This is a genomic window from Streptococcus macedonicus ACA-DC 198 (assembly GCA_000283635.1).
GTDB classification, from domain to species: Bacteria; Bacillota; Bacilli; order Lactobacillales; family Streptococcaceae; genus Streptococcus; species Streptococcus macedonicus.
Genome location: HE613569.1, coordinates 643,222 through 663,232 on the forward strand (window position 1 = coordinate 643,222; position 20,011 = coordinate 663,232).

The 20,011-nt window shown below is 37.8% G+C and carries 17 protein-coding genes, 1 pseudogene and 1 riboswitch; of the genes and pseudogenes, 14 read left to right on the plus strand and 4 right to left on the minus strand.

Annotated features, from left to right (window positions below; translation table 11 throughout):
* Nucleotides 1–21 precede the first annotated feature (21 nt).
* The 6 genes from argC to SMA_RS03425 all read left to right on the plus strand — a co-directional run bounded on the left by argC (nucleotide 22) and on the right by SMA_RS03425 (nucleotide 5,591).
* Nucleotides 22–1,044: an N-acetyl-gamma-glutamyl-phosphate reductase gene (argC, locus tag SMA_RS03400; RefSeq protein ID WP_014294224.1), complete on the plus strand. Its 1,023-nt coding sequence runs from the start codon at nucleotides 22–24 to the stop codon at nucleotides 1,042–1,044.
* Between the two features lie 71 nt (nucleotides 1,045–1,115).
* Entirely contained in the window at nucleotides 1,116–2,309 is a 1,194-nt protein-coding gene (argJ, locus tag SMA_RS03405; protein ID WP_014294225.1) for a bifunctional ornithine acetyltransferase/N-acetylglutamate synthase, read from the plus strand.
* A 13-nt stretch (nucleotides 2,310–2,322) separates the two neighbouring features.
* Nucleotides 2,323–3,057, plus strand: coding sequence for an acetylglutamate kinase (gene argB, locus SMA_RS03410; RefSeq protein WP_014294226.1), 735 nt, complete (start codon nucleotides 2,323–2,325; stop codon nucleotides 3,055–3,057).
* Between the two features lie 25 nt (nucleotides 3,058–3,082).
* Nucleotides 3,083–4,213: an acetylornithine transaminase gene (locus tag SMA_RS03415; protein WP_014294227.1), complete on the plus strand. Its 1,131-nt coding sequence runs from the start codon at nucleotides 3,083–3,085 to the stop codon at nucleotides 4,211–4,213.
* 98 nt (nucleotides 4,214–4,311) lie between these two features.
* The gene (locus SMA_RS03420; RefSeq protein WP_014294228.1) at nucleotides 4,312–4,869 is read left to right on the plus strand and encodes an NAD(P)H-dependent oxidoreductase; all 558 of its coding nucleotides are present in this window, start codon (nucleotides 4,312–4,314) and stop codon (nucleotides 4,867–4,869) included.
* 155 nt (nucleotides 4,870–5,024) lie between these two features.
* The gene (locus tag SMA_RS03425) at nucleotides 5,025–5,591 is read left to right on the plus strand and encodes a TMEM175 family protein (RefSeq protein ID WP_014294229.1); all 567 of its coding nucleotides are present in this window, start codon (nucleotides 5,025–5,027) and stop codon (nucleotides 5,589–5,591) included.
* A gap of 29 nt (nucleotides 5,592–5,620) precedes the next feature.
* On the opposite strand, the gene thiT is transcribed toward SMA_RS03425, so the two are convergent.
* The 4 genes from thiT to nrdH all read right to left on the minus strand — a co-directional run bounded on the left by thiT (nucleotide 5,621) and on the right by nrdH (nucleotide 10,461).
* Complete coding sequence (gene thiT / locus SMA_RS03430) at nucleotides 5,621–6,187, minus strand: energy-coupled thiamine transporter ThiT (protein WP_014294230.1); 567 nt, start codon at nucleotides 6,185–6,187, stop codon at nucleotides 5,621–5,623.
* Between the two features lie 76 nt (nucleotides 6,188–6,263).
* Nucleotides 6,264–6,361: riboswitch (TPP riboswitch) on the minus strand.
* 94 nt (nucleotides 6,362–6,455) lie between these two features.
* Nucleotides 6,456–7,418 (minus strand): class 1b ribonucleoside-diphosphate reductase subunit beta, encoded by a 963-nt coding sequence (gene nrdF / locus SMA_RS03435; RefSeq protein ID WP_014294231.1) that lies wholly within the window; start codon nucleotides 7,416–7,418, stop codon nucleotides 6,456–6,458.
* A gap of 578 nt (nucleotides 7,419–7,996) precedes the next feature.
* Nucleotides 7,997–10,156, minus strand: coding sequence for a class 1b ribonucleoside-diphosphate reductase subunit alpha (gene nrdE, locus SMA_RS03440; RefSeq protein ID WP_014294232.1), 2,160 nt, complete (start codon nucleotides 10,154–10,156; stop codon nucleotides 7,997–7,999).
* Nucleotides 10,157–10,233: 77 nt separating this feature from the next.
* Nucleotides 10,234–10,461 carry a glutaredoxin-like protein NrdH gene (gene nrdH, locus SMA_RS03445; RefSeq protein ID WP_014294233.1) on the minus strand — a complete coding sequence of 76 codons (228 nt, stop codon included), beginning with the start codon at nucleotides 10,459–10,461 and terminating at the stop codon, nucleotides 10,234–10,236.
* 287 nt (nucleotides 10,462–10,748) lie between these two features.
* On the opposite strand from nrdH, the gene acnA reads away from it, so the two are divergent.
* The 8 genes and pseudogenes from acnA to SMA_RS03485 all read left to right on the plus strand — a co-directional run bounded on the left by acnA (nucleotide 10,749) and on the right by SMA_RS03485 (nucleotide 19,935).
* The gene (gene acnA / locus SMA_RS03450; RefSeq protein WP_014294234.1) at nucleotides 10,749–13,412 is read left to right on the plus strand and encodes an aconitate hydratase AcnA; all 2,664 of its coding nucleotides are present in this window, start codon (nucleotides 10,749–10,751) and stop codon (nucleotides 13,410–13,412) included.
* Nucleotides 13,413–13,415: 3 nt separating this feature from the next.
* The gene (locus SMA_RS03455) at nucleotides 13,416–14,534 is read left to right on the plus strand and encodes a citrate synthase (protein ID WP_014294235.1); all 1,119 of its coding nucleotides are present in this window, start codon (nucleotides 13,416–13,418) and stop codon (nucleotides 14,532–14,534) included.
* A 28-nt stretch (nucleotides 14,535–14,562) separates the two neighbouring features.
* Nucleotides 14,563–15,738 (plus strand): NADP-dependent isocitrate dehydrogenase, encoded by a 1,176-nt coding sequence (gene icd / locus SMA_RS03460; RefSeq protein ID WP_014294236.1) that lies wholly within the window; start codon nucleotides 14,563–14,565, stop codon nucleotides 15,736–15,738.
* An 85-nt stretch (nucleotides 15,739–15,823) separates the two neighbouring features.
* Nucleotides 15,824–16,627 carry a putative ABC transporter permease gene (locus SMA_RS03465; protein ID WP_014294237.1) on the plus strand — a complete coding sequence of 268 codons (804 nt, stop codon included), beginning with the start codon at nucleotides 15,824–15,826 and terminating at the stop codon, nucleotides 16,625–16,627.
* A 288-nt stretch (nucleotides 16,628–16,915) separates the two neighbouring features.
* Nucleotides 16,916–17,726 (plus strand): annotated as a pseudogene (locus tag SMA_RS03470) (Cof-type HAD-IIB family hydrolase).
* Nucleotides 17,727–18,650, plus strand: a complete 924-nt coding sequence (locus SMA_RS03475; protein ID WP_014294238.1) for a LacI family DNA-binding transcriptional regulator — start codon at nucleotides 17,727–17,729, stop codon at nucleotides 18,648–18,650.
* 38 nt (nucleotides 18,651–18,688) lie between these two features.
* Nucleotides 18,689–19,483, plus strand: coding sequence for an ElyC/SanA/YdcF family protein (locus SMA_RS03480; protein WP_014294239.1), 795 nt, complete (start codon nucleotides 18,689–18,691; stop codon nucleotides 19,481–19,483).
* 71 nt (nucleotides 19,484–19,554) lie between these two features.
* Nucleotides 19,555–19,935 carry a RidA family protein gene (locus SMA_RS03485; RefSeq protein ID WP_014294240.1) on the plus strand — a complete coding sequence of 127 codons (381 nt, stop codon included), beginning with the start codon at nucleotides 19,555–19,557 and terminating at the stop codon, nucleotides 19,933–19,935.
* Nucleotides 19,936–20,011 lie beyond the last annotated feature (76 nt).

Consider the following 20,011-nt stretch of genomic DNA (forward strand, 5'->3'; position numbering starts at 1 on the left):
TTTATTCAAGGAGTGTATATTATGAAAATGGCAATTGTTGGTATCACTGGATATAGTGGTCTCGAATTAGTTAAATTATTGAATAATCATAAAAATGTTACGATTGCTTCGATTCATGCAACTAAGGAAATTGGCCGACGATTGTCAGAATTATACCCTTACCTTGTTGGTGTTTGTGACTTAGTTATTGAGGAGTTTAATGCTCAAGAAATCATGGCAAAATCAGATTTGGTTTTCTTTGCGACACCAAGTGGGGTAGCTAGCCAGTTAGCGCAGTCATTTGTTGAAGCTGATTTCCCAGTGATTGATTTGTCAGGCGACCATCGTTTGCCAGCTGATTCTTATGAAAAATGGTATAAAAAAATACCAGCTAGTGATGATGTGTTGAATAAATTTACATATGCTTTGGCAGAATTTACAGATGTCCAAGGTAAGAAATTCATTTCAAACCCTGGTTGCTATGCGACAACAACAGAATTAGCCTTGATTCCATTGCTAAAAGCTGGTGTGGCTGAAGAAGATTCTATCATCGTTGATGCAAAAAGTGGTTTGACGGGGGCTGGTAAAGCTTTATCAGAATCAAGTCACTTTGTCAATGTGCATGATAACTACGTGACTTACAAATTAAACCGTCATCAGCATATTCCTGAAATTGTGCAGGAATTGCAATTATTTAGCAAGAAGTTACACCACATTCAGTTTTCGACATCATTGTTGCCAGTTAACCGTGGGATTATGGCGACTTCTTATGTTAAATTGAAAAAGCCATTGAGCGAAGCGGAATTATACGCCATTTACAAGGATGCTTACAAGGATAAACCTTTTGTTCGCATCCAAGATGATTTGCCAGAATTGCACAATGTTATCGGTTCAAACTTTACAGATATTGGTTTTGTTTACAATGATGTCACAAATGTACTGACGGTCGTATCTGTTATCGATAATTTGATTAAAGGCGCTGCTGGTCAAGCCGTGCAAAATCTGAATTTGATGAATGGTTGGAACGAAACAGAAGGTTTGTTGATTTCGCCAAATTATTTATAGAATATAGAAAGGAAGTAGCACAGAAGGTTATTGGGAAGTATGAGTTCCTTATGTGTTACAGGTATAAGAAGATGAAAGTGATTGAAGGAAATGTTGCGAGCCCTCTTGGCTTTTCGGCAGATGGTTTGCATGCAGGATTTAAGAAAAGAAAACTTGATTTTGGTTGGATTGTTTCAGAAGTTCCCGCTAGTGTATCAGGTGTTTACACGACAAATAAAGTCATTGCTGCGCCATTGATTGTAACACGAAATTCCATTAAAAAAGCGCAAAAGATGAAAGCAATCGTTGTGAATTCAGGAGTGGCAAATTCTTGTACGGGCGTGCAAGGAATGGAAGATGCCTATATTATGCAAAAATGGACAGCTGAAAAATTAGGCGTTGAGCCTGATTTGGTCGGTATTGCTTCAACGGGTGTTATTGGTGATTTGTTGCCAATGGATACTCTTAAAACTGGGCTTTCTAAGCTTGTTGTTAATGGTAATTCTGATGATTTCTCGAAAGCTATCTTAACAACTGATACTATGGTTAAAACCGTTGCTGTCACAGAAAAATTTGGTCGTGATGAAGTGACTATGGCTGGTGTAGCGAAGGGTTCAGGAATGATTCATCCAAATATGGCAACCATGCTTGCTTTTATCACTTGTGATGCGAATATTTCAAGTGAAACCTTGCAGCTTGCGCTAAGCCAAAATGTTGAAACAACATTTAACCAAATTACGGTTGACGGTGATACATCAACAAATGACATGGTCTTAGTGTTGTCAAATGGTTGTACATTGAATGAAGAAATCTTGCCAGATACACCAGAATTTGATAAGTTCTCAGCAATGCTTAATTACGTTATGCAAGAATTGGCTAAGAAAATCGCCAAAGATGGTGAGGGTGCAAGCAAACTCATTGAAGTCAATGTCAAGAATGCACCAAATGCCCTTGATGCTCGTATGATGGCAAAAAGTGTCGTTGGTTCAAGTCTTGTTAAAACAGCGATTTTTGGAGAGGACCCTAACTGGGGACGTATTTTAGCAGCGGTTGGCTATGCAGGTGTTGATGTTCCAGTTGACAACATTGACATTTACCTCGGAGACATTCCTGTCATGCTAAAATCAAGTCCAGTTGACTTTGAAGCTGAGGAAATGCAAGACATCATGCACGAAGATGAGATTACGATTACGGTTGATTTGCATTCTGGTGAAGCAGTAGGAAAAGCTTGGGGCTGTGATTTATCATACGACTACGTGAAAATTAATGCCCTTTATCGCACATAAAGAGAAGAAACATATGGAAAATATTATTGTGATTAAAATCGGAGGTGTTGCTAGTCAGCACCTTTCGCAAGACTTTATTAATCAAATAAAAAACTGGAAAGAAGCGGGCAAGCAGTTGGTTATCGTTCATGGTGGCGGCTTTGCGATTAACAAATTAATGGAAGACGAGCACGTGCCTGTTAAGAAAATCAACGGTCTGCGTGTGACAAGCCAATCTGACATGAAGCTTGTTAGCTATGCCTTGTTAAACATCGTTGGAGAAAATTTAGTTAAAAAACTTAACCAGTCGTCTATTGATAGCATTCAACTCTTGTCTGATATTGAAAAAGTCGTTCAGGCTGATTTCTTAGACCAAGAAACTTACGGTTATGTTGGCAATGTTTCACAAATTCAGACGGAAATCTTGGAAAAAATGTTGGCGAATCAAATGTTACCTGTCCTTGCCTCAATTGGCTATTCTAAAGATGGTGATATGCTAAATATCAATGCGGATTATCTTGCAACAGCTGTTGCCGTTGCCCTCGGCGCTGAAAAATTAGTCTTGATAACTGATGTTAAAGGTGTTTTGGAAAATGGTGCGGTGCTCGATAGCCTTTCTTCGACAGAATTTCAAGATAAGATTGAGCAAGGAATTATCACAGGAGGCATGATTCCTAAGATTGAATCAGCGGTAAATACCGTTTTAGCAGGTGTTGGTGAGGTATTGATTGGCGACAATCTGGTAACAGGAACTTCAATCATCTGCTAACTCTAGCATGAAAAGGAAGATAACAATGACAAAATTATTTAAAAATTATAAACGCGCAGCCGTTGAATTTGTCAAGGCAGAAGGAAATTACCTCTTTGACCAAGACGGCAAGAAATGCCTTGATTTTTCAACAGGAATCGGCGTAACAAATCTTGGTTTTCACCCAGAAGTAAAAGCTGCTTTGCAAAAACAAGCTGGAGAAATCTGGCACACACCAAACTTGTACCTTAATTCTTTGCAAGAAGAAGTGGCAGGCAAGTTGATTGGGGAAAAAGATTATCTTGCTTTCTTTGCCAATAGCGGTGCTGAAGCCAATGAAGCTGCCATTAAAATTGCACGTAAGGCGACTGGCAAGCAAGAAATCATTACTTTTGTTAATTCTTTCCATGGTCGTACTTTTGGGTCAATGTCCGCAACTGGGCAAGACAAAATCAAGGATGGTTTTGGTGATGTAGTGCCACATTTTAGCTATGCGATTTACAATGATTTAGATAGCGTGAAAAGCTTGGTGACCGATGATACTGCCGCTATTATGTTGGAGTTGGTTCAAGGAGAATCAGGTGTTCGTCCAGCTGACAAAGACTTTGTGACAGCATTAAGCGCATTTTGCCAAGAAATAGGTATTTTGCTGATTGTTGATGAGGTGCAAACTGGTATGGGACGTACTGGTAAATTGTTCTCATTTGAACATTATGGCATTGAGCCTGATATTTTCACTTTGGCAAAAGGTCTTGGAAATGGTGTACCAGTCGGTGCCATGTTAGCCAAGGAAAAACTTGGTCTAGCTTTCTCTTACGGTAGCCATGGTTCAACCTTTGGTGGTAATAAACTTGTCATGTCAGCAGCCTCAAGCGTACTCGATATTATGTTGGCTGACGGTTTCTTACCACAAGCGTTTGACAATGGAAATTACTTGCAAGCTGAATTGAAGAAAGCTTTGGCTGGTAATGCAAAAGTGACTGATGTTCGTGGTCTCGGTTACATGATTGGGGTTGAAACGACTGAAAACCTTGCCAAATTGGTCGAAAAAGCACGTGACAAAGGCTTGATTGTCTTGACAGCAGGAATAAATGTCGTTCGTCTCTTGCCACCATTGACCTTGACGAAGGAAGAAATTGATCAAGGCGTAGCCATTTTGGCGGAGGTTTTTGCGTAAAAGCTAGAGAAGTTGGGAAAGTTTGTCTCAACTTCTTTTTAAGTTGATAAATTGGTTGAAAATGTATATCATTTTCTGAAAATACGAGAGGTAAAAATATGTCAAAAAATATTTTAATTGTTGCAGGGTATCTCGATTTGAAAAATAATTCTTTAGCCAATAAAACGATTTTGGAAGAAGTGAAGAAAGCTTTGCCAAAGGTAGAATTGGACATCTTGAGTGATTTGTATCCTGATTATCAGATTGATGTGGCAGCAGAGCAGTATAAATTGCGAAAGGCTGATGTGATTATTTTCCAATACCCATTGTACTGGTATATGACGCCGTCTTTGCTTAATAAATGGATTGAAAAAGTCTTTGTTCACGGCTTTTCACATGGTTCAACTGGTGATGCTTTGAAAGGAAAATATTGGGTGGCTTCTTTGACAACTGGAGCAGGAGAAGCGACCTATAGTGCAGAATCAGGCACGACGATTGACGACCTTTTGGCACCAATTCGTTTGACAGCGAAATTAACACAGTTAAATTATGCAGGTCACATTGTCACACATGGTGTTTCTTACTCACTTCGAAACGACGCTGACAAAGCACAAAAAATGATCGTAAAATCACAAGAACATGCCCAAAAATTGGTGGCGTTGGTGAATGGTTTGTAGAAGATATTGATATTTTAGGAACTCGGATTAAATAATCTGAGTTTTTTTGACAAAAGTCATAGTCTATTTGACAAATATTTTTTTATTTTTGATAACTATCTTTATCAAAAATAAAAAACGATGTTATAATCAAATCAACAAAAGGGAGAAAATTTATGTCTGAAATATCAAAAGAGCGCTTGGTTGCCTTTACGGATGCTGTTCTGGCTATCATTATGACCATTTTGGTTTTGGAATTAGAACGTTCATCAGAATTAACATGGTCAGCCTTGTGGGAGTTAAAAACCAACTTTTTTTCCTATGCCATTTCCTTTTTCTGGCTAGGAACAATGTGGGTCAATATGCACAGAGCTTGGGACAATGTTGAAAAAGTCAATAACCGCTTGGTTTGGATTTCCATGCTTTTGTTGTTTTTCTCATCATTTTTCCCTTATACGACTTCTTTAGTGGCTAATGATTTTAACAGTTTAGTAGCACAAATTATCTATGGTGGTATTGTTATGCTCGTTTCTTTCACTAATGTTTGGATGTATTCAGAATTAACCAATGTTGCTACCACAAATGAAGCAGAAGCAGCTACAAGAAGCCATAATAATTGGATGCGTTGGGATATTGCTATAAAAGTTATTGGTATGCTATTTAGCATGACCGTTTTCCCACAAGTCATGATGTGGGCTGTACTTTTTACCGCCGTTGTCATCGTTGTCCCAAGGTCAATTTAAAAAACACGCTACAAACGTGTTTTTTTGTTTTATCTCTTAACTAAGAAAAGTTTTCCTTGTGTCGGAATGATAATAGCTAGCGCTAAAATAACGAAAATCAAGGTTAACAGCCCAGCTGTTCCGTTAACGGTGAATGAATACCAATAAGGCGACATTCCTTTTGGCGCATAACTTCCCCAGAAAATAAAGCCAGCGACGAAATGCCAAAAATAGCGGACAAAGACAGCTAAGATAGCACCACCTGTCGCGTAAAATAAAGCACGTCCTTTATTGTCCTTGGCAAGAGCATTTTGAAAAGAAATAGTAAAAATACCAGCTAAGCCCATGGAAACAAAGGCAACGATGTATTCAATAAGCACTTGTGATAAGGTTAAATACCACACTTTACCAAGGATAAAATGCAGTAAGCCCCAAATTAGCCCAGCCAATACGCCATATTTTGTGCCACGACGTAGCGCAAAGAGGACCAAGGGAATAGCTCCAAACGACGGTGTGAACCAGCTTGCAAAATCTGGAATGTAAGATAAAGCCATGGCTAAAGCAGCTACTAAAGCTGTTTCAATCAAAGCAGACAGTTGAGAATTTTTTGACGACATAGATAAAAGCTCCTTTTGATACAAAGGAGCTTTTAATTTCTGATAATCTGTGCAATGATATTCAAAACAAAGTTTAAAACGGTCATGTCACAATCCCTACGCTCGTACTAACGAGATCAGGTTATCAGGATTTCGCAAATGCGATCTCAGCCAGAGGCACTCCTTTGTGAATCTAATTTCTTATAGTCTAGCATGAAAGAAAGTTTCTTGTCAAGCTTAGTTTTCATGCTTTTTGAAAATTATCACATATTTTCAAAATTGGCTCAGACTAGAGACCATAATTGTAATCATCATCTTGCATGGCTTCAACAGAACCAAGGAGATAACCATTTCCAACCTGACTAAAGAAATCGTGATTAGATGTTCCTGTTGAAATACCGTTCATGACAATAGGGTTAACGTCGTTAGCAGTATCTGGGAAAAGTGGATCTTGCCCCAGATTCATCAGAGCTTTATTGGCGTTGTAGCGCAAGAATGTCAACACTTCATCAGTCCAACCAACACCGTCATACAGCGATTTGGTATAATTTTCCTCATTTTCGTAAAGTTGATAAAGTAAATCATACATCCACTCACGAAAACTGTCTTGTTCTTCTTCAGACAATTCATTGAAACCAAGTTGGAATTTATAGCCAATGTAAGTGCCGTGAACAGATTCATCACGGATAATCAATTTGATAATTTCAGCAACGTTTGCCAATTTGTTATTGCCAAGATAATAAAGTGGTGTGAAAAATCCTGAATAGAAGAGGAAAGTTTCTAGGAAAGTAGAGGCAACTTTCTTTTGCAACGCATCCCCATTTTCATAAATATCATTGATGATTTTTGCCTTTTTTTGCAGGTAGTTATTGCTATTTGTCCATTCAAAAATGGCTTCAATTTCAGATTTTGTGTTAAGCGTTGAAAAAATAGAGGAATAAGATTTGGCATGAACTGACTCCATGAATTGAATGTTATTCAGAACAGCTTCCTCATGAGGTGTTCTGACGTCCGCACGAATCGCTTCAACGCCAGATTCAGATTGCATGGTATCTAGCAAAGTTAATCCGCCAAAGACTTTTCCGACAAGGTCTTTTTCCTCGGCTGACAATTTACGCCAATCATCAAGGTCATTTGATAACGGAATACGTGTATCAAGCCAAAATTGCTCCGTCAACTTTTCCCAAGTTGATTTATCAATGATGTCTTCAATCTCATTCCAATTAATGGCTTCATAATAAGTTTGTGACATTTATATTCTCCTAAAAGTGATTAAGAAAGCCAGCCAAACGACTGGGATTTCAGAAATAGTATTTAAATTTTTAAGATTGTTTTTTTCCATGGAGTAAGCTAACCTAGCAAGGTATTTTGTCAAGAGTGAAAGTTACCCCAATGTTAACATCTTTTTGAATTCCTAAGCGAAAGTAGTTACTGCTTTGATTTTAGTTTTTGTAGAACAAGGACAAGTTTTCTAATCATGAATTACTAACAGCCGTTTACGGCAACGCGTCAATAAGCAAGCCGATTTGTTAAAGTGAATATTGTCTTGTTCATGTTTAACAGTACACAAATCAAAGTTACGCCACGTAATTAATCGACTCGATACTAGCCGATTAATGGAGTTGTAAGTGAGTTAGCCATTTCGCTATAACGTTTGCCGTCTTGCTATTAGGTTTTGCAGAGACAAATCCAAGTGTTCGATAAGTCACGACATAGAACCAAATGACTCAATAATAATCATTTGGTAAAGTTAGTCAGTGAACTAGGCAAACTGCCATAGTGATTGCGGTCTTGTTATTAGGTCCTTTAGGACTAATAACAAGTGTTCAGTTAAATCACACAGCTTTCGCATTGGTTTGAGCCGACTTCATCACCGTCATCGGTAAAGGTACGGATGTAGTAGATTGATTTAATGCCTTTATTAAAAGCGTAATGGCGCAGGATAGACAGGTCACGAGTGGTTTGTTTGCTTTGCGTTTTCCATTCATAGAGGCCTTGCGGAATATCGCTGCGCAAAAAGAGCGTTAGTGACAATCCTTGGTCAACGTGTTCAGTCGCCGCTGCATAAACATCAATGACTTTTCGCATATCCATATCATAAGCAGAAGTGTAATAAGGAATAGTATCTGTCGATAAACCAGCAGCTGGGTAATAAATCTTACCAATTTTCTTTTCCTGACGTTCTTCAATACGTTGCGTAATCGGGTGAAGCGACGCAGAAACATCATTAATGTAAGAAATAGAACCATTTGGAGCAACTGCTAGACGATTTTGGTGGTAAAGTCCGTCTGTCATCACAGCATCGCGGAGTTTAGCCCAATCCTCACCGCTTGGAATAAAATGTTCTGCAAAGAGTTCTTTCACACGGTCAGATTTTGGAATAAATTCACCTGTAATGTATTTATCAAAGTAGCTTCCGTCAGCGTATTTTGAGTTTTCAAAACCTACAAATGTTTGCTGACGTTCACGAGCGATATGATTTGATTCCACCAAAGTCCAATAATTCATTAACATAAAGTAAATATTGGTAAATTCAATGGATTCTGGGCTACCATAATGAATGTGGTGTTGAGCTAGGAAGGTATGAAGGCCCATAGCACCAAGTCCAAAGGTATGCGCTTGTTCGTTGCCATGCTTGATTGTTGGCACAGCTTCAATAGATGAGGTGTCTGAAACAAAAGTCAAGGCGCGTGTCATGGCTTTGATAGAACGTCCAAAATCAGGTGAAGTCATCATATTAACCACATTTGTTGAGCCCAAATTACATGAAATATCAGTTCCCATTTTGACAAATTCTTGAGCGTCGTTAATCACGCTAGGGGTTTGAACCTGAAGCACTTCTGAACAAAGATTTGACATGATAATTTTACCGTCAATTGGATTGGTACGATTAGCCGTATCAATATTGACCACATAAGGGTAACCAGATTCTTGTTGTAATTTCGAAATTTCAGTTTCCAAATCACGTGCTTTAATTTTGGTTTTGACGATATTTGGGTTAGCAACCATTTTGTCATATTCAGCCGTAATATCAACATAGCTATAAGGCACGCCGTATTCACGCTCAACACTATATGGGCTAAAGAGATACATCTCTTCGTTATTGCGAGCCAATTCGTAAAATTTATCAGGTACGGTGATACCAAGAGAGAGCGTTTTGACACGGATTTTTTCGTCAGCATTTTCTTTTTTGGTTGATAGGAATGCCATGATATCTGGGTGGAAAACATCAAGGTAAACAGCACCAGCTCCTTGACGTTGCCCCAGTTGGTTAGAATATGAAAAACTATCTTCAAAGAGCTTCATGACAGGAACAACACCAGAAGCTGCCCCTTCATAACCCTTGATAGGAGCGCCAGCCTCACGTAGATTTGAAAGACTGATACCAACACCCCCACCAATACGGGACAATTGTAGCGCCGAATTGATAGAACGCCCAATCGAATTCATATCGTCAGTTACTGAAATGAGAAAACAAGAGACGAATTCACCACGGCGACTGCGACCAGCATTTAAAAAGGAAGGTGTAGCAGGTTGATAGCGTTGATGAATCATTTCAGTTGCCAAATCACGTGCCAATTCTTCATTACCATCAGCAAAATAAAGAGCGTTAAAGAGGATACGGTCTTCAATACTTTCAAGATAATATTTACCGTCATTTGTCTTTAAAGCATATTGCTGATAAAACTTATAGGCAGCCATGAAAGACTTAAAACGAAATCTTTGCGCTTGCAAATCCTTAGCCAAACTTTCAATAAAATCTGGCGTATATTTGCTGATAAATTCTGATTCGATATAATCATTGTCAATCAAATAGTTGATTTTATCAATAATCGTGTCAAAAGCCATTGAATTTGGAATGACATTTTCACGAAAGAAAGCTCTAAGAGCTTCTTTATCTTTATTAAGAGGAATTTGTCCATTCACAGGACGGTTAATTTCATTATTAAGGCGAAAATAAGAGACATCGCCGAGATTTTTTAGACTCATAAAGTAAGATACCAACGCTCATTAATTGAAGCGTGGTAACTCCTTTCTAATTTTAATAATAGTTAATAATAGAAGGTTTAGATAATTTCTTTTAATTTTGCAGGTTGAAAGCCAGAAAAAATAATGTCACCTGCTTTAACGACTGGCGCAGCAGAGAAGCCAAGGTCTTTTACGTAATCAATCATATCAGGGCGTTCGTCAATGTTGATTTCTTGGTAATCAGCTCCCTCTTTATCCAAGAGTTTTTTTGTCATTTTGCACTGCATACAGTTATTTTTTGAAAAAATTATGATTTTATTAGCCATTAGGGCATCCTCCTAAAAAATATTTCCTTATGGAAAACTCATTGTTCATTTAGAATAACCAAAATTAGTCAAAAAATCAAGAAATATCTCTCGAAAAAACACAATATATGGTATTTAAAAATAATATCACACACAAAATATTGTAAAATCAAGCTTTTTAGAAAGGCTAAAATTTTATATTACATATTATGTTACAAAAACTAACATAGGATTATGGATTATACTTGACTAAATATTCTGAAAGTTGTATAATTAAAAAACGATTATTATATTTCGGGGGTCTGTACATGACAGAATTTTTATCAAAGTTTTCCTTCAAAGATAGTGAGTATTCGTATTTTAATCTTGAAGAAGTGGTTTCTCATTATGGAGGAGATATCAAGAAAATCCCTTACACTATTCGTATATTACTTGAAAGTTTACTCAGAAAGTATGATGGTATAGATGTTACAAAAAATCACATTGAAAATTTAGCAACTTACAATCCTAAAAAAACAAGCGGAGAAGTTCCATTCAAACCAAGTCGTGTCATCTTACAGGATTTCACAGGAGTTCCTGTTGTTGTTGACCTTGCGTCAATGCGTGATGCCATTGTTGCCAACGGTGGAGATGCTGAACTTATTAATCCAGAAATTCCAGTTGACTTGGTTATTGACCACAGTGTCCAAGTCGATTTCTTTGGCTGTGACACAGCTTTAGAAGATAATATTAACCTTGAATTTAAACGTAATAATGAACGTTATGAATTTTTGAAATGGGCAGAAAAATCGTTTGATAACTACCGTGCGGTGCCACCTGCAACTGGTATCATTCATCAAGTTAACATTGAGTTCCTTAGTGATGTTGTCATTGAAAAAGATGGCATGCTTTATCCAGATTCAATGTTTGGTACTGATAGCCATACAACAATGATTAATGGTATTGGTGTTCTTGGTTGGGGTGTCGGAGGTATCGAAGCAGAAGCAGCGATGCTTGGTGAAGCATCATTCTTCCCAGTTCCAGAAGTTATCGGTGTTCGTTTGACAGGTAAACTTCCTAAAATTGCAACTGCTACCGACTTAGCTCTTAAAGTGACACAAGTTCTTCGTCAAGAAAAAGTTGTTGGTAAATTCGTTGAATACTTTGGTGACGGTTTATCAAATCTTAGCCTTGCCGAACGTGCAACTATTGCCAATATGGCACCAGAATACGGTGCAACTTGCGGATATTTCCCAATTGATGATGAAACGCTTAATTATATGCGTTTAACAAACCGTAAAGAAGACCATATTGCTTTAACAAAAGAATACGTCAAACACAATAATCTTTTCTACGATCCAGAGCATCAAGCAGAATATACTAAAGTCGTTGAAATTGATTTATCAACAATTTCACCAAGTATTTCTGGACCAAAACGTCCACAAGATTTGATTGATTTGACACAAGCCAAACAAGCTTTCCAAGAAAGCTTAGTTCGTGAAGCTGGTGTTCAAGGCTTTGGTTTGACAGCTGATGAAATCAATAAAAAAGTAACCGTTCATTTTGATGACCAAGATATTGAGATTCAAACAGGACACGTGGCTATCGCAGCTATCACATCATGTACAAATACCTCAAACCCTTACGTCTTGATGTCAGCTGGTTTGCTTGCGAAAAATGCTGTTGAACGTGGCTTGCGCGTAGCTCCAACAGTTAAAACATCACTTGCTCCAGGATCTAAGGTGGTTACAGGTTACCTACGTAATTCTGGTTTGCAAACTTACTTAGATACACTTGGCTTTAACATTGTCGGTTATGGTTGTACGACATGTATCGGTAACTCAGGTAGCCTTCATCCAGAAGTGGCAGAAGCTATTACAGAGACAGACTTGTTAGCATCTGCTGTTTTATCAGGTAACCGTAACTTTGAAGGACGTGTTAATCCACTTGTCAAAGCAAACTTCCTTGCTAGCCCACCACTTGTTGTGGCATATGCACTTGCGGGAAACACAAATATTGATTTAACAACAGAACCACTTGGCTTTGACCAAAATAATGCACCTGTTTACCTTAAAGACATCATGCCAACAAATGACGAAGTGGCAGAGTATGTCAATAAATACGTAACGCGTGAATTATTCGAGCAAGAATATGAGCATGTCTTTACAGACAGCGAAAAATGGAATCAAATTCCGACAGAGGAAAGTAAGATTTATCATTGGAACGAATCATCAACTTATATCCAAAATCCACCATATTTTGACAATCTAGGTGATGATTTAGTAATTAAACCATTGAAAAATCTGAAACCGTTAGCCAAATTTGGTGATAGTGTGACAACTGACCACATTTCACCTGCTGGTAATATTGCTAAAAATAGCCCAGCTGCTAAGTATTTAGATAATCATGGTGTTGATTACGTTGACTTCAACTCATATGGTAGCCGTCGTGGTAATCACGAAGTCATGATGCGTGGAACATTTGCCAATATTCGTATCCAAAACCAATTAGCGGACGGTAAAATCGGCGGTTACACAAAATACAATGGTGAAATCGTGCCAATTTATGACGCTGCTATGCATTATAAAGAGGATAATGTCGATACTTTAGTCATTGCAGGTAAAGATTATGGTATGGGGTCTAGTCGTGACTGGGCTGCCAAAGGTTCTAACCTTCTAGGGGTTAAAGCTGTTTTGGCTGAAAGTTTTGAACGTATTCACCGCTCAAATCTTGTCATGATGGGTGTGTTACCATTGCAATTTTTAGAAGGTGATACAGCAGAAAGCCTTGGTTTAACTGGTCTTGAAACATACGATATTAATCTTTCAGAAAATCCTGGTATTCACGATATTGTTGATGCTGTAGCTCGTGATGACTCAGGTGAAAAATACTTTAAAGTCATGGTACGTTTTGATGCCGACGCTGACATTCGTTACTATAAAAATGGTGGTATCTTACCAATGGTTGTTAGAAAGAAATTGGAGGAAGCATAATCTATGACAGGAGGAAGCGGATTAAAAGATTTAATAGCTTGTAATACCCATATTAGTTCAATTATTGGTGATAATTTATCCTACGCAGGTTATAATATTTCTGAATTAATGGATAACGATGCTAGTTTTGAAGAAGTGATTTACCTTCTTTGGAACTTGCACTTGCCAAATAAAGCAGAGTTTAATAGTTTTGTTAAGGAACTTCGTGAAAGTTATGCTATTAGCGATGCGGTTGAACAATGTATTATGATTCAGTCGCGCAGGCATTTGCACCCAATGAGCGTGCTTCGTTCAACAGTTAGTTTGCTTGGTGTGTATAATGTCAATGCTGAAGATAATTCTGAAGAAGCAACATACGAACAATCTATTCAATTAATGGCTAAAATGCCAACTATTATTGCAACTTTTGCGCGTTTACGTAACGGGAAAACACCAGTTGCTCCACGTGAAGATTTAGGATTTGCAGCGAATTTCCTTTATATGTTAAACGGCGAAGAACCAACACCATTGCAAGTAAAAGCTTTAAATCGTGCCTTGGTTTTACATGCTGACCATGAATTAAATGCGTCAACATTCGCAGCGCGTGTCTGTGCGTCAACATTGGCTGATATTTATTCTTGTGTGACAACTGCAATTGGTACGCTTAAAGGACCACTTCACGGTGGTGCTAATGAACGTGTCTTTGACATGTTAACTGAAATTCGTGAAATGGGTGATACCAAAGCGTATTTGAAAGAAAAATTGGATTCGCAAGAAAAAATTATGGGCTTTGGTCACCGTGTTTATAAAACACAAGACCCACGTGAAAAATATTTGCGTGAAATGGCACAAGCTCTTACCGAAGGTACTGAAAACGAAGTGTGGTTCAACTTGTCACGTGAAATTGAAGATTACATGAAACACACTAAGGGGCTTATCCCAAATGTCGATTTCTATTCGGCAACGGTTTATCATGTTCTTGGTATTGATAGTTCGATTTTTACCCTTATTTTTGCAATGAGCCGTGTATCAGGCTGGATTGCTCATATTCAAGAACAACAAAAAAATAACAAATTGATTCGACCACGTTCTCATTATACTGGAGAGCTCGGTTTGAAATACACACCACTTAAAGAACGCTAAAAACCCTTAGAAAGGAAAAACGAGAAAAATGGCAGATAAAATCATTTTAGAAAATGGTCACTTGACTGTTTCTAACAATCCAATTATCCCTTTTATTGAAGGGGATGGCGTTGGACGTGACATTTGGAAAAATGCGCGTGCTGTCTTTGATGCAGCGATTGATAAGGCTTACCAAGGTCAGAAAAAAGTTGAATGGCTTGAGCTTTTGGCTGGTAAAAAAGCGCATGAAGCAACAGGAGAATGGTTACCAGAAGAAACTCTTGAGACGATTAAAGAAGATTTGGTCGCTATCAAAGGTCCACTAGAAACACCAGTTGGTGGTGGGATTCGTTCACTAAATGTTGCCCTTCGTCAAGAATTGGATTTATATGCTTGTGTGCGTCCTGTTCGTTATTTTAAAGGGATTGAAAGCCCACTTAAAGAACCAGAAAAAACAAGCATTACTATTTTCCGTGAAAATACGGAAGATATTTATGCAGGTATCGAGTGGAATGCTGGCACAGAAGAAGTGAAAAAAGTCATTGATTTCTTGCAAACTGAAATGTCTGTCAGCAAGATTCGTTTTCCTGAAACAAGCAGTATCGGAATCAAACCTATCTCACAAGAAGGTAGTGAACGTTTGATTCGCTCTGCGATTGAATACGCTCTTGCTAACAATTTGACTAAAGTCACTCTTGTTCACAAAGGAAATATTCAAAAATTCACAGAAGGTGGCTTCCGTAGCTGGGGTTATGACCTTGCAAAACGTGAATACGCTGATGAATTAGCCAGCGGAAAATTGGTGATTAATGACATTATTGCCGATAATTTCTTGCAACAAATTTTGCTTAATCCTGAAAAATTTGATGTTGTGGCTTTGACAAACCTCAATGGTGACTACGCTAGTGATGCCCTTGCTGCCCAAGTTGGTGGTATTGGAATCTCACCAGGTGCCAATATCAACTACTTGACAGGTCACGCTATTTTTGAAGCGACACACGGAACTGCACCAGATATTGCTGGTAAAGACATTGCCAATCCATGTTCTGTTCTTTTGTCTGGTTGCATGTTGTTTGATTACATTGGTTGGACAGAAGTGGCTAGCTTAATTACAGTAGCGATTGAAAAAACATTCGCTCAAGGTCAATTTACAGCTGATTTGGCTCAAGGAAAAGTAGCTTGTTTAACAAGTGAATTTGCAGCAAAACTCATTGAAAATTTGTAAAATAATAACCTAGAACAAGTCAAAGTCATGTTCTAGGTTTTTTGATATAATGAGAATGGTTTGAATCTTAGAAGGTTGGAGTTTTATGACATATTCATTGGCAGACATTGTCTTTTTGTTTTTTATTTATTCGTTTGTAGGCTGGCTTTGGGAGACGGTTTATTGTTCGATTAAGGATAAGAAGTTTGCTTATCGTGGTTTTTTAGTGGGACCGTATTGCCCCGTTTATGGCTTTGCAGTGACAACGGTTTTACTAGCGACAGAGCCGTTTCAGAGTAATATTTTATGGCTGTTCTTGAGTGGTTTGCTTGTAGCAACAGCATTTGAATACGTTGCAGGCTGGCTGTTAGAGACGGTCTTTCATATGAAATTATGGGACTACAGTCAGGAGTTTGGTAATATTCAGGGACGTATTGCACCACGGATATCACTTTTCTGGGGATTTGGAATTGTTGTTCTCGTTGAATTTATTCAACCAGGAGTGATGTGGCTAATTAATCACTTGAATGATTGGGTAGCGTTGAGTATTGTTATTGTGATGACAGCAGATTTGATTTGGACAGTTGTCGATACGGTGAAATTCCAACAAGCTGCTATTGCATTTGAAAAATACGTTCGTGCCGAGCAAGAAAGATTACGCGAATCAGTACAAACAGGACTTGGTGATTTAACACAGCAAGCTGAAGTCTTTAGCAAACGTTTGGAAAATTTACGACTTCACATCAATGAAACCTTGAGAGAAAAAGGAATCGAGCCATTCCGTTTCAATCAACGTCGTATGCTTAGAAACTATAAAAATTTCCGATTAACGACAGCGCCATTCTTGAACGAAATTCGTAAACAAACAGCTGCCTTAAAAGAAAAACGTAATGAGAAAAACAATCATTAAGATAATAAAAGCACCCTAACAGTGAGAATTCCTCTCACCAGGGTGCTTTTTACGTCATGTCAATGTTTTAGTTACCATGAGGTTGGGAGCGTATTTTTTAGAATTGACAATGACTAGTCAAATAACTAACGGCATCACTGATTATGCACGACTATTGTTATAAAGGTAAAGAAGCTTTTTGTAAATACTTGAAAATAAATGAAAAAAATTTCTTTTTAAAAAGGGCTTGATCTGGAACGCGTTTCATAAATTATACTTTAGTCAAATCAAACAAGCGAGGTAAAAAAGATGATTAAACGTATTTTTTCAGACATGGATGGAACGCTTCTAGACAATACTGGCGCAGTTTCAGAGGAAAATGTTTCTCTGATTAAATCAGCTGGTATTCCGATGACCTTGGTATCAGCTCGTGCTCCAATGGAAATGATGGCAGCGATTGAAAAATTAGATTTGACGGGTGCACAAGTTGGATTTAATGGTGGTTTGATTTATCGTGTTGACAATGGTCGTGTCCTTCCGATTCACAGTCAACCAATAGCAAAAAAAGATATTCAGATTCTTCTTGGTGCGATTCATGAGAAATTTCCAGAGATCAGTTTGTCATACTATGATTTGCATGAATGGTATTGTCATGAGATTGATAAGGGAATTCTTTTTGAGCAGAAAGTTACGCAATAAAAACCAACACGAACAATGTTGCTCAGCCATTTTTTAAAACCTAAAAAAAAAGATTTATAAGTTAATGATAATTGTCTTTAATGAGAAAACATTAACAAATCTACAAGAATTTGTGCTATCATTAGGGATAGACACGGTTGCGGTGCAACAATCAGGAAAACATTATTTGGAAATCACTCATGCGGCAGCTAAGAAATCAGCTGGTATTGATTATATCATGCAAAAAGAAGCTTTGAGCGAGGGAGAAACTGCGGTTTTTGGCGATGGGCAAAATGATTTGCCAATGTTTGAACGGACGAGTATTCCAATTGCAATGGCAAATGCTAGCCAAGATGTAATTGCCCAAGCTAAATTTATCACATTGGTTAATCAGTGCAATGGTGTTGGTTATGGAATTCATAAATTTTTGAGGAATGTTTAAATGGTAACAATCAGAGATGTTGCAGAACGAACGGGTTATTCTAAAGCGACGGTGTCGCGCGTGCTTAACAATCATCCTTATGTGTCAGATGACGTGCGTCAAAAAATTCAAGCGGTGATAAAAGAGCTTAATTATACGCCAAATTTGGTTGCAAAAGAATTGAGTGCTGGAAAAACTAATAAAATTGCGGTTGTTATTCCTCACAATCGTCATCCCTATTTCACTCAGCTATTGAATGGTATGCTAGATGAAAGTAAGAAAACAAACCATAATTTGCTTTTACTACATTCGGGCTACAATGAACTTTCGGAACGTGAGTATTTAGAACAATTACGTGGTCGTGCTTTTGACGGGCTTATCTTTACGTCACGTGAATTGCCGATAGAGACCATTATCTCTTATGCACAATACGGTCCCATTCTTTTATGTGAACCACTTGACAACCCTCTTTTGAAATCAGTCTATGTTGACCGCTACCAAGCTTATAATGATCTTAATGTCTATTTAGTTAAAACTGGCATTAAATCACCAGCCTATCTTTTTACGAGAGCTGATAAAGCTAGTGCGACTTATCGGACAATGGTTTCTGTTTTAGAGCACTTTCCGCAATATCAAAATTCAGCTATTTTTAGTGGCATTCCTAATTTTCAAGACGGTTATAATCGGGCAAAACAGCTTACGCAGGATTTTGATGCAATTGTGACGAATGAGGACCAAGTGGCTTATGGCGTTATCAAGGCTTTTAAGGATAATGACAGAGCTTTGCCGTTGATTATCGGGCAAGAAAATCAGCATATTAGTGAGTTACTTGGGATTCCGTCAGTAGAGCATTATTCTTATGAACTGGGGAAATTAGCAGTACGTCAGATTTTGGCTGATGAAAATAATCCTCTTGCCATTCCGTCAAAATTCATCCGACGTTAGTGCCAAAAGAAATCAGAAAAATTCTCGGAGACTTGCCAATGGAAAATCAAAAAATTGCAGAAAATCTTAATATCCTTGGTCAATTTTGTGGTAAAAGAGATGTTGAGGAACTTAATCAGAAAAACTTGTATGAAAAATATGGAATAGAAAAAGCAGATGTTATGATTCTTTTTGGCGGTAGCATTCTTGCTGGCGGTGATGTACTGGCTAAGGCTATCAAAGATGGTATTGCAGAGCATTATATTATTGTTGGTGGTGAAGGACATACAACGGCTACCTTGAGAGAGCAGATTCACAAAGAATACCCTTTGATTGCTGTAAATGGCTTGACAGAAGCTGAACTTTTTCAACAATATCTTTTGACTGTTTATCAAATCCAAGCTGACTATCTTGAAACCAAATCAACAAATTGTGGCAATAATATCACGAATTTGCTCAAATTAATGAAGAACAAAGGCGTTGTCCACCAGAGTATCATTTTATGCCAAGATGCAACTATGCAATATCGTATGGAAGCGACATTACGAAAATACCTTTCAAAAGATACGGTAGTGATTAATTACGCTGCTTATCGAGCTTACCTGAATTACCAAGATAAACTCACCTATGCAACAAAGATTCATGGCATGTGGGATGTTGACCGCTATATCAATTTATTATTGAATGAGATTCCAAGATTAACAAATAATGAACAAGGTTATGGACCAAATGGAAAGAATTTTCTAGCTCATGTGGATATTCCTAATAGAGTAGTAGCTGCTTTTGAGGCTCTAAAACCTATTTATGGCAATCACATCAGAAAAGCCAATCCCAAATATTCCTCAATTTTATAAGCTATAAAATGTTTTAATTTTCAGAATATTTTGCTATAATAGAGCTACTTAATTGAGAGAAGGAGTTTATCATGGCAAAAACAATTCACACAGATAAAGCACCAGCAGTAATTGGACCTTATGTTCAAGGAAAGGTCGTTGGTAATTTCCTATTTGCTTCAGGTCAAGTGCCTTTGTCACCTGAAACTGGTGAAATTATCGGAACAACTATTCAAGAACAAACTAAGCAAGTTCTTAAAAATATTTCTGCTATTCTTGCGGAAGCAGGCACAGATTTTGACCATGTGGTTAAGACAACTTGTTTCCTTAGCGATATGAATGATTTCGTACTGTTTAATGACGTTTACGCTACGGCATTTAAGGCTGATTTTCCAGCACGTTCAGCAGTAGAAGTCGCTCGTTTGCCAAAAGACGTCAAAGTTGAAATCGAAGTCATTGCTTATCTTGACTAATTTTATTTTGGGATTAAGCCTGAAATGGCAGCAGTTGATTTCTGCCTAGGATAACATAAAAACTCCCGCTTAGTTA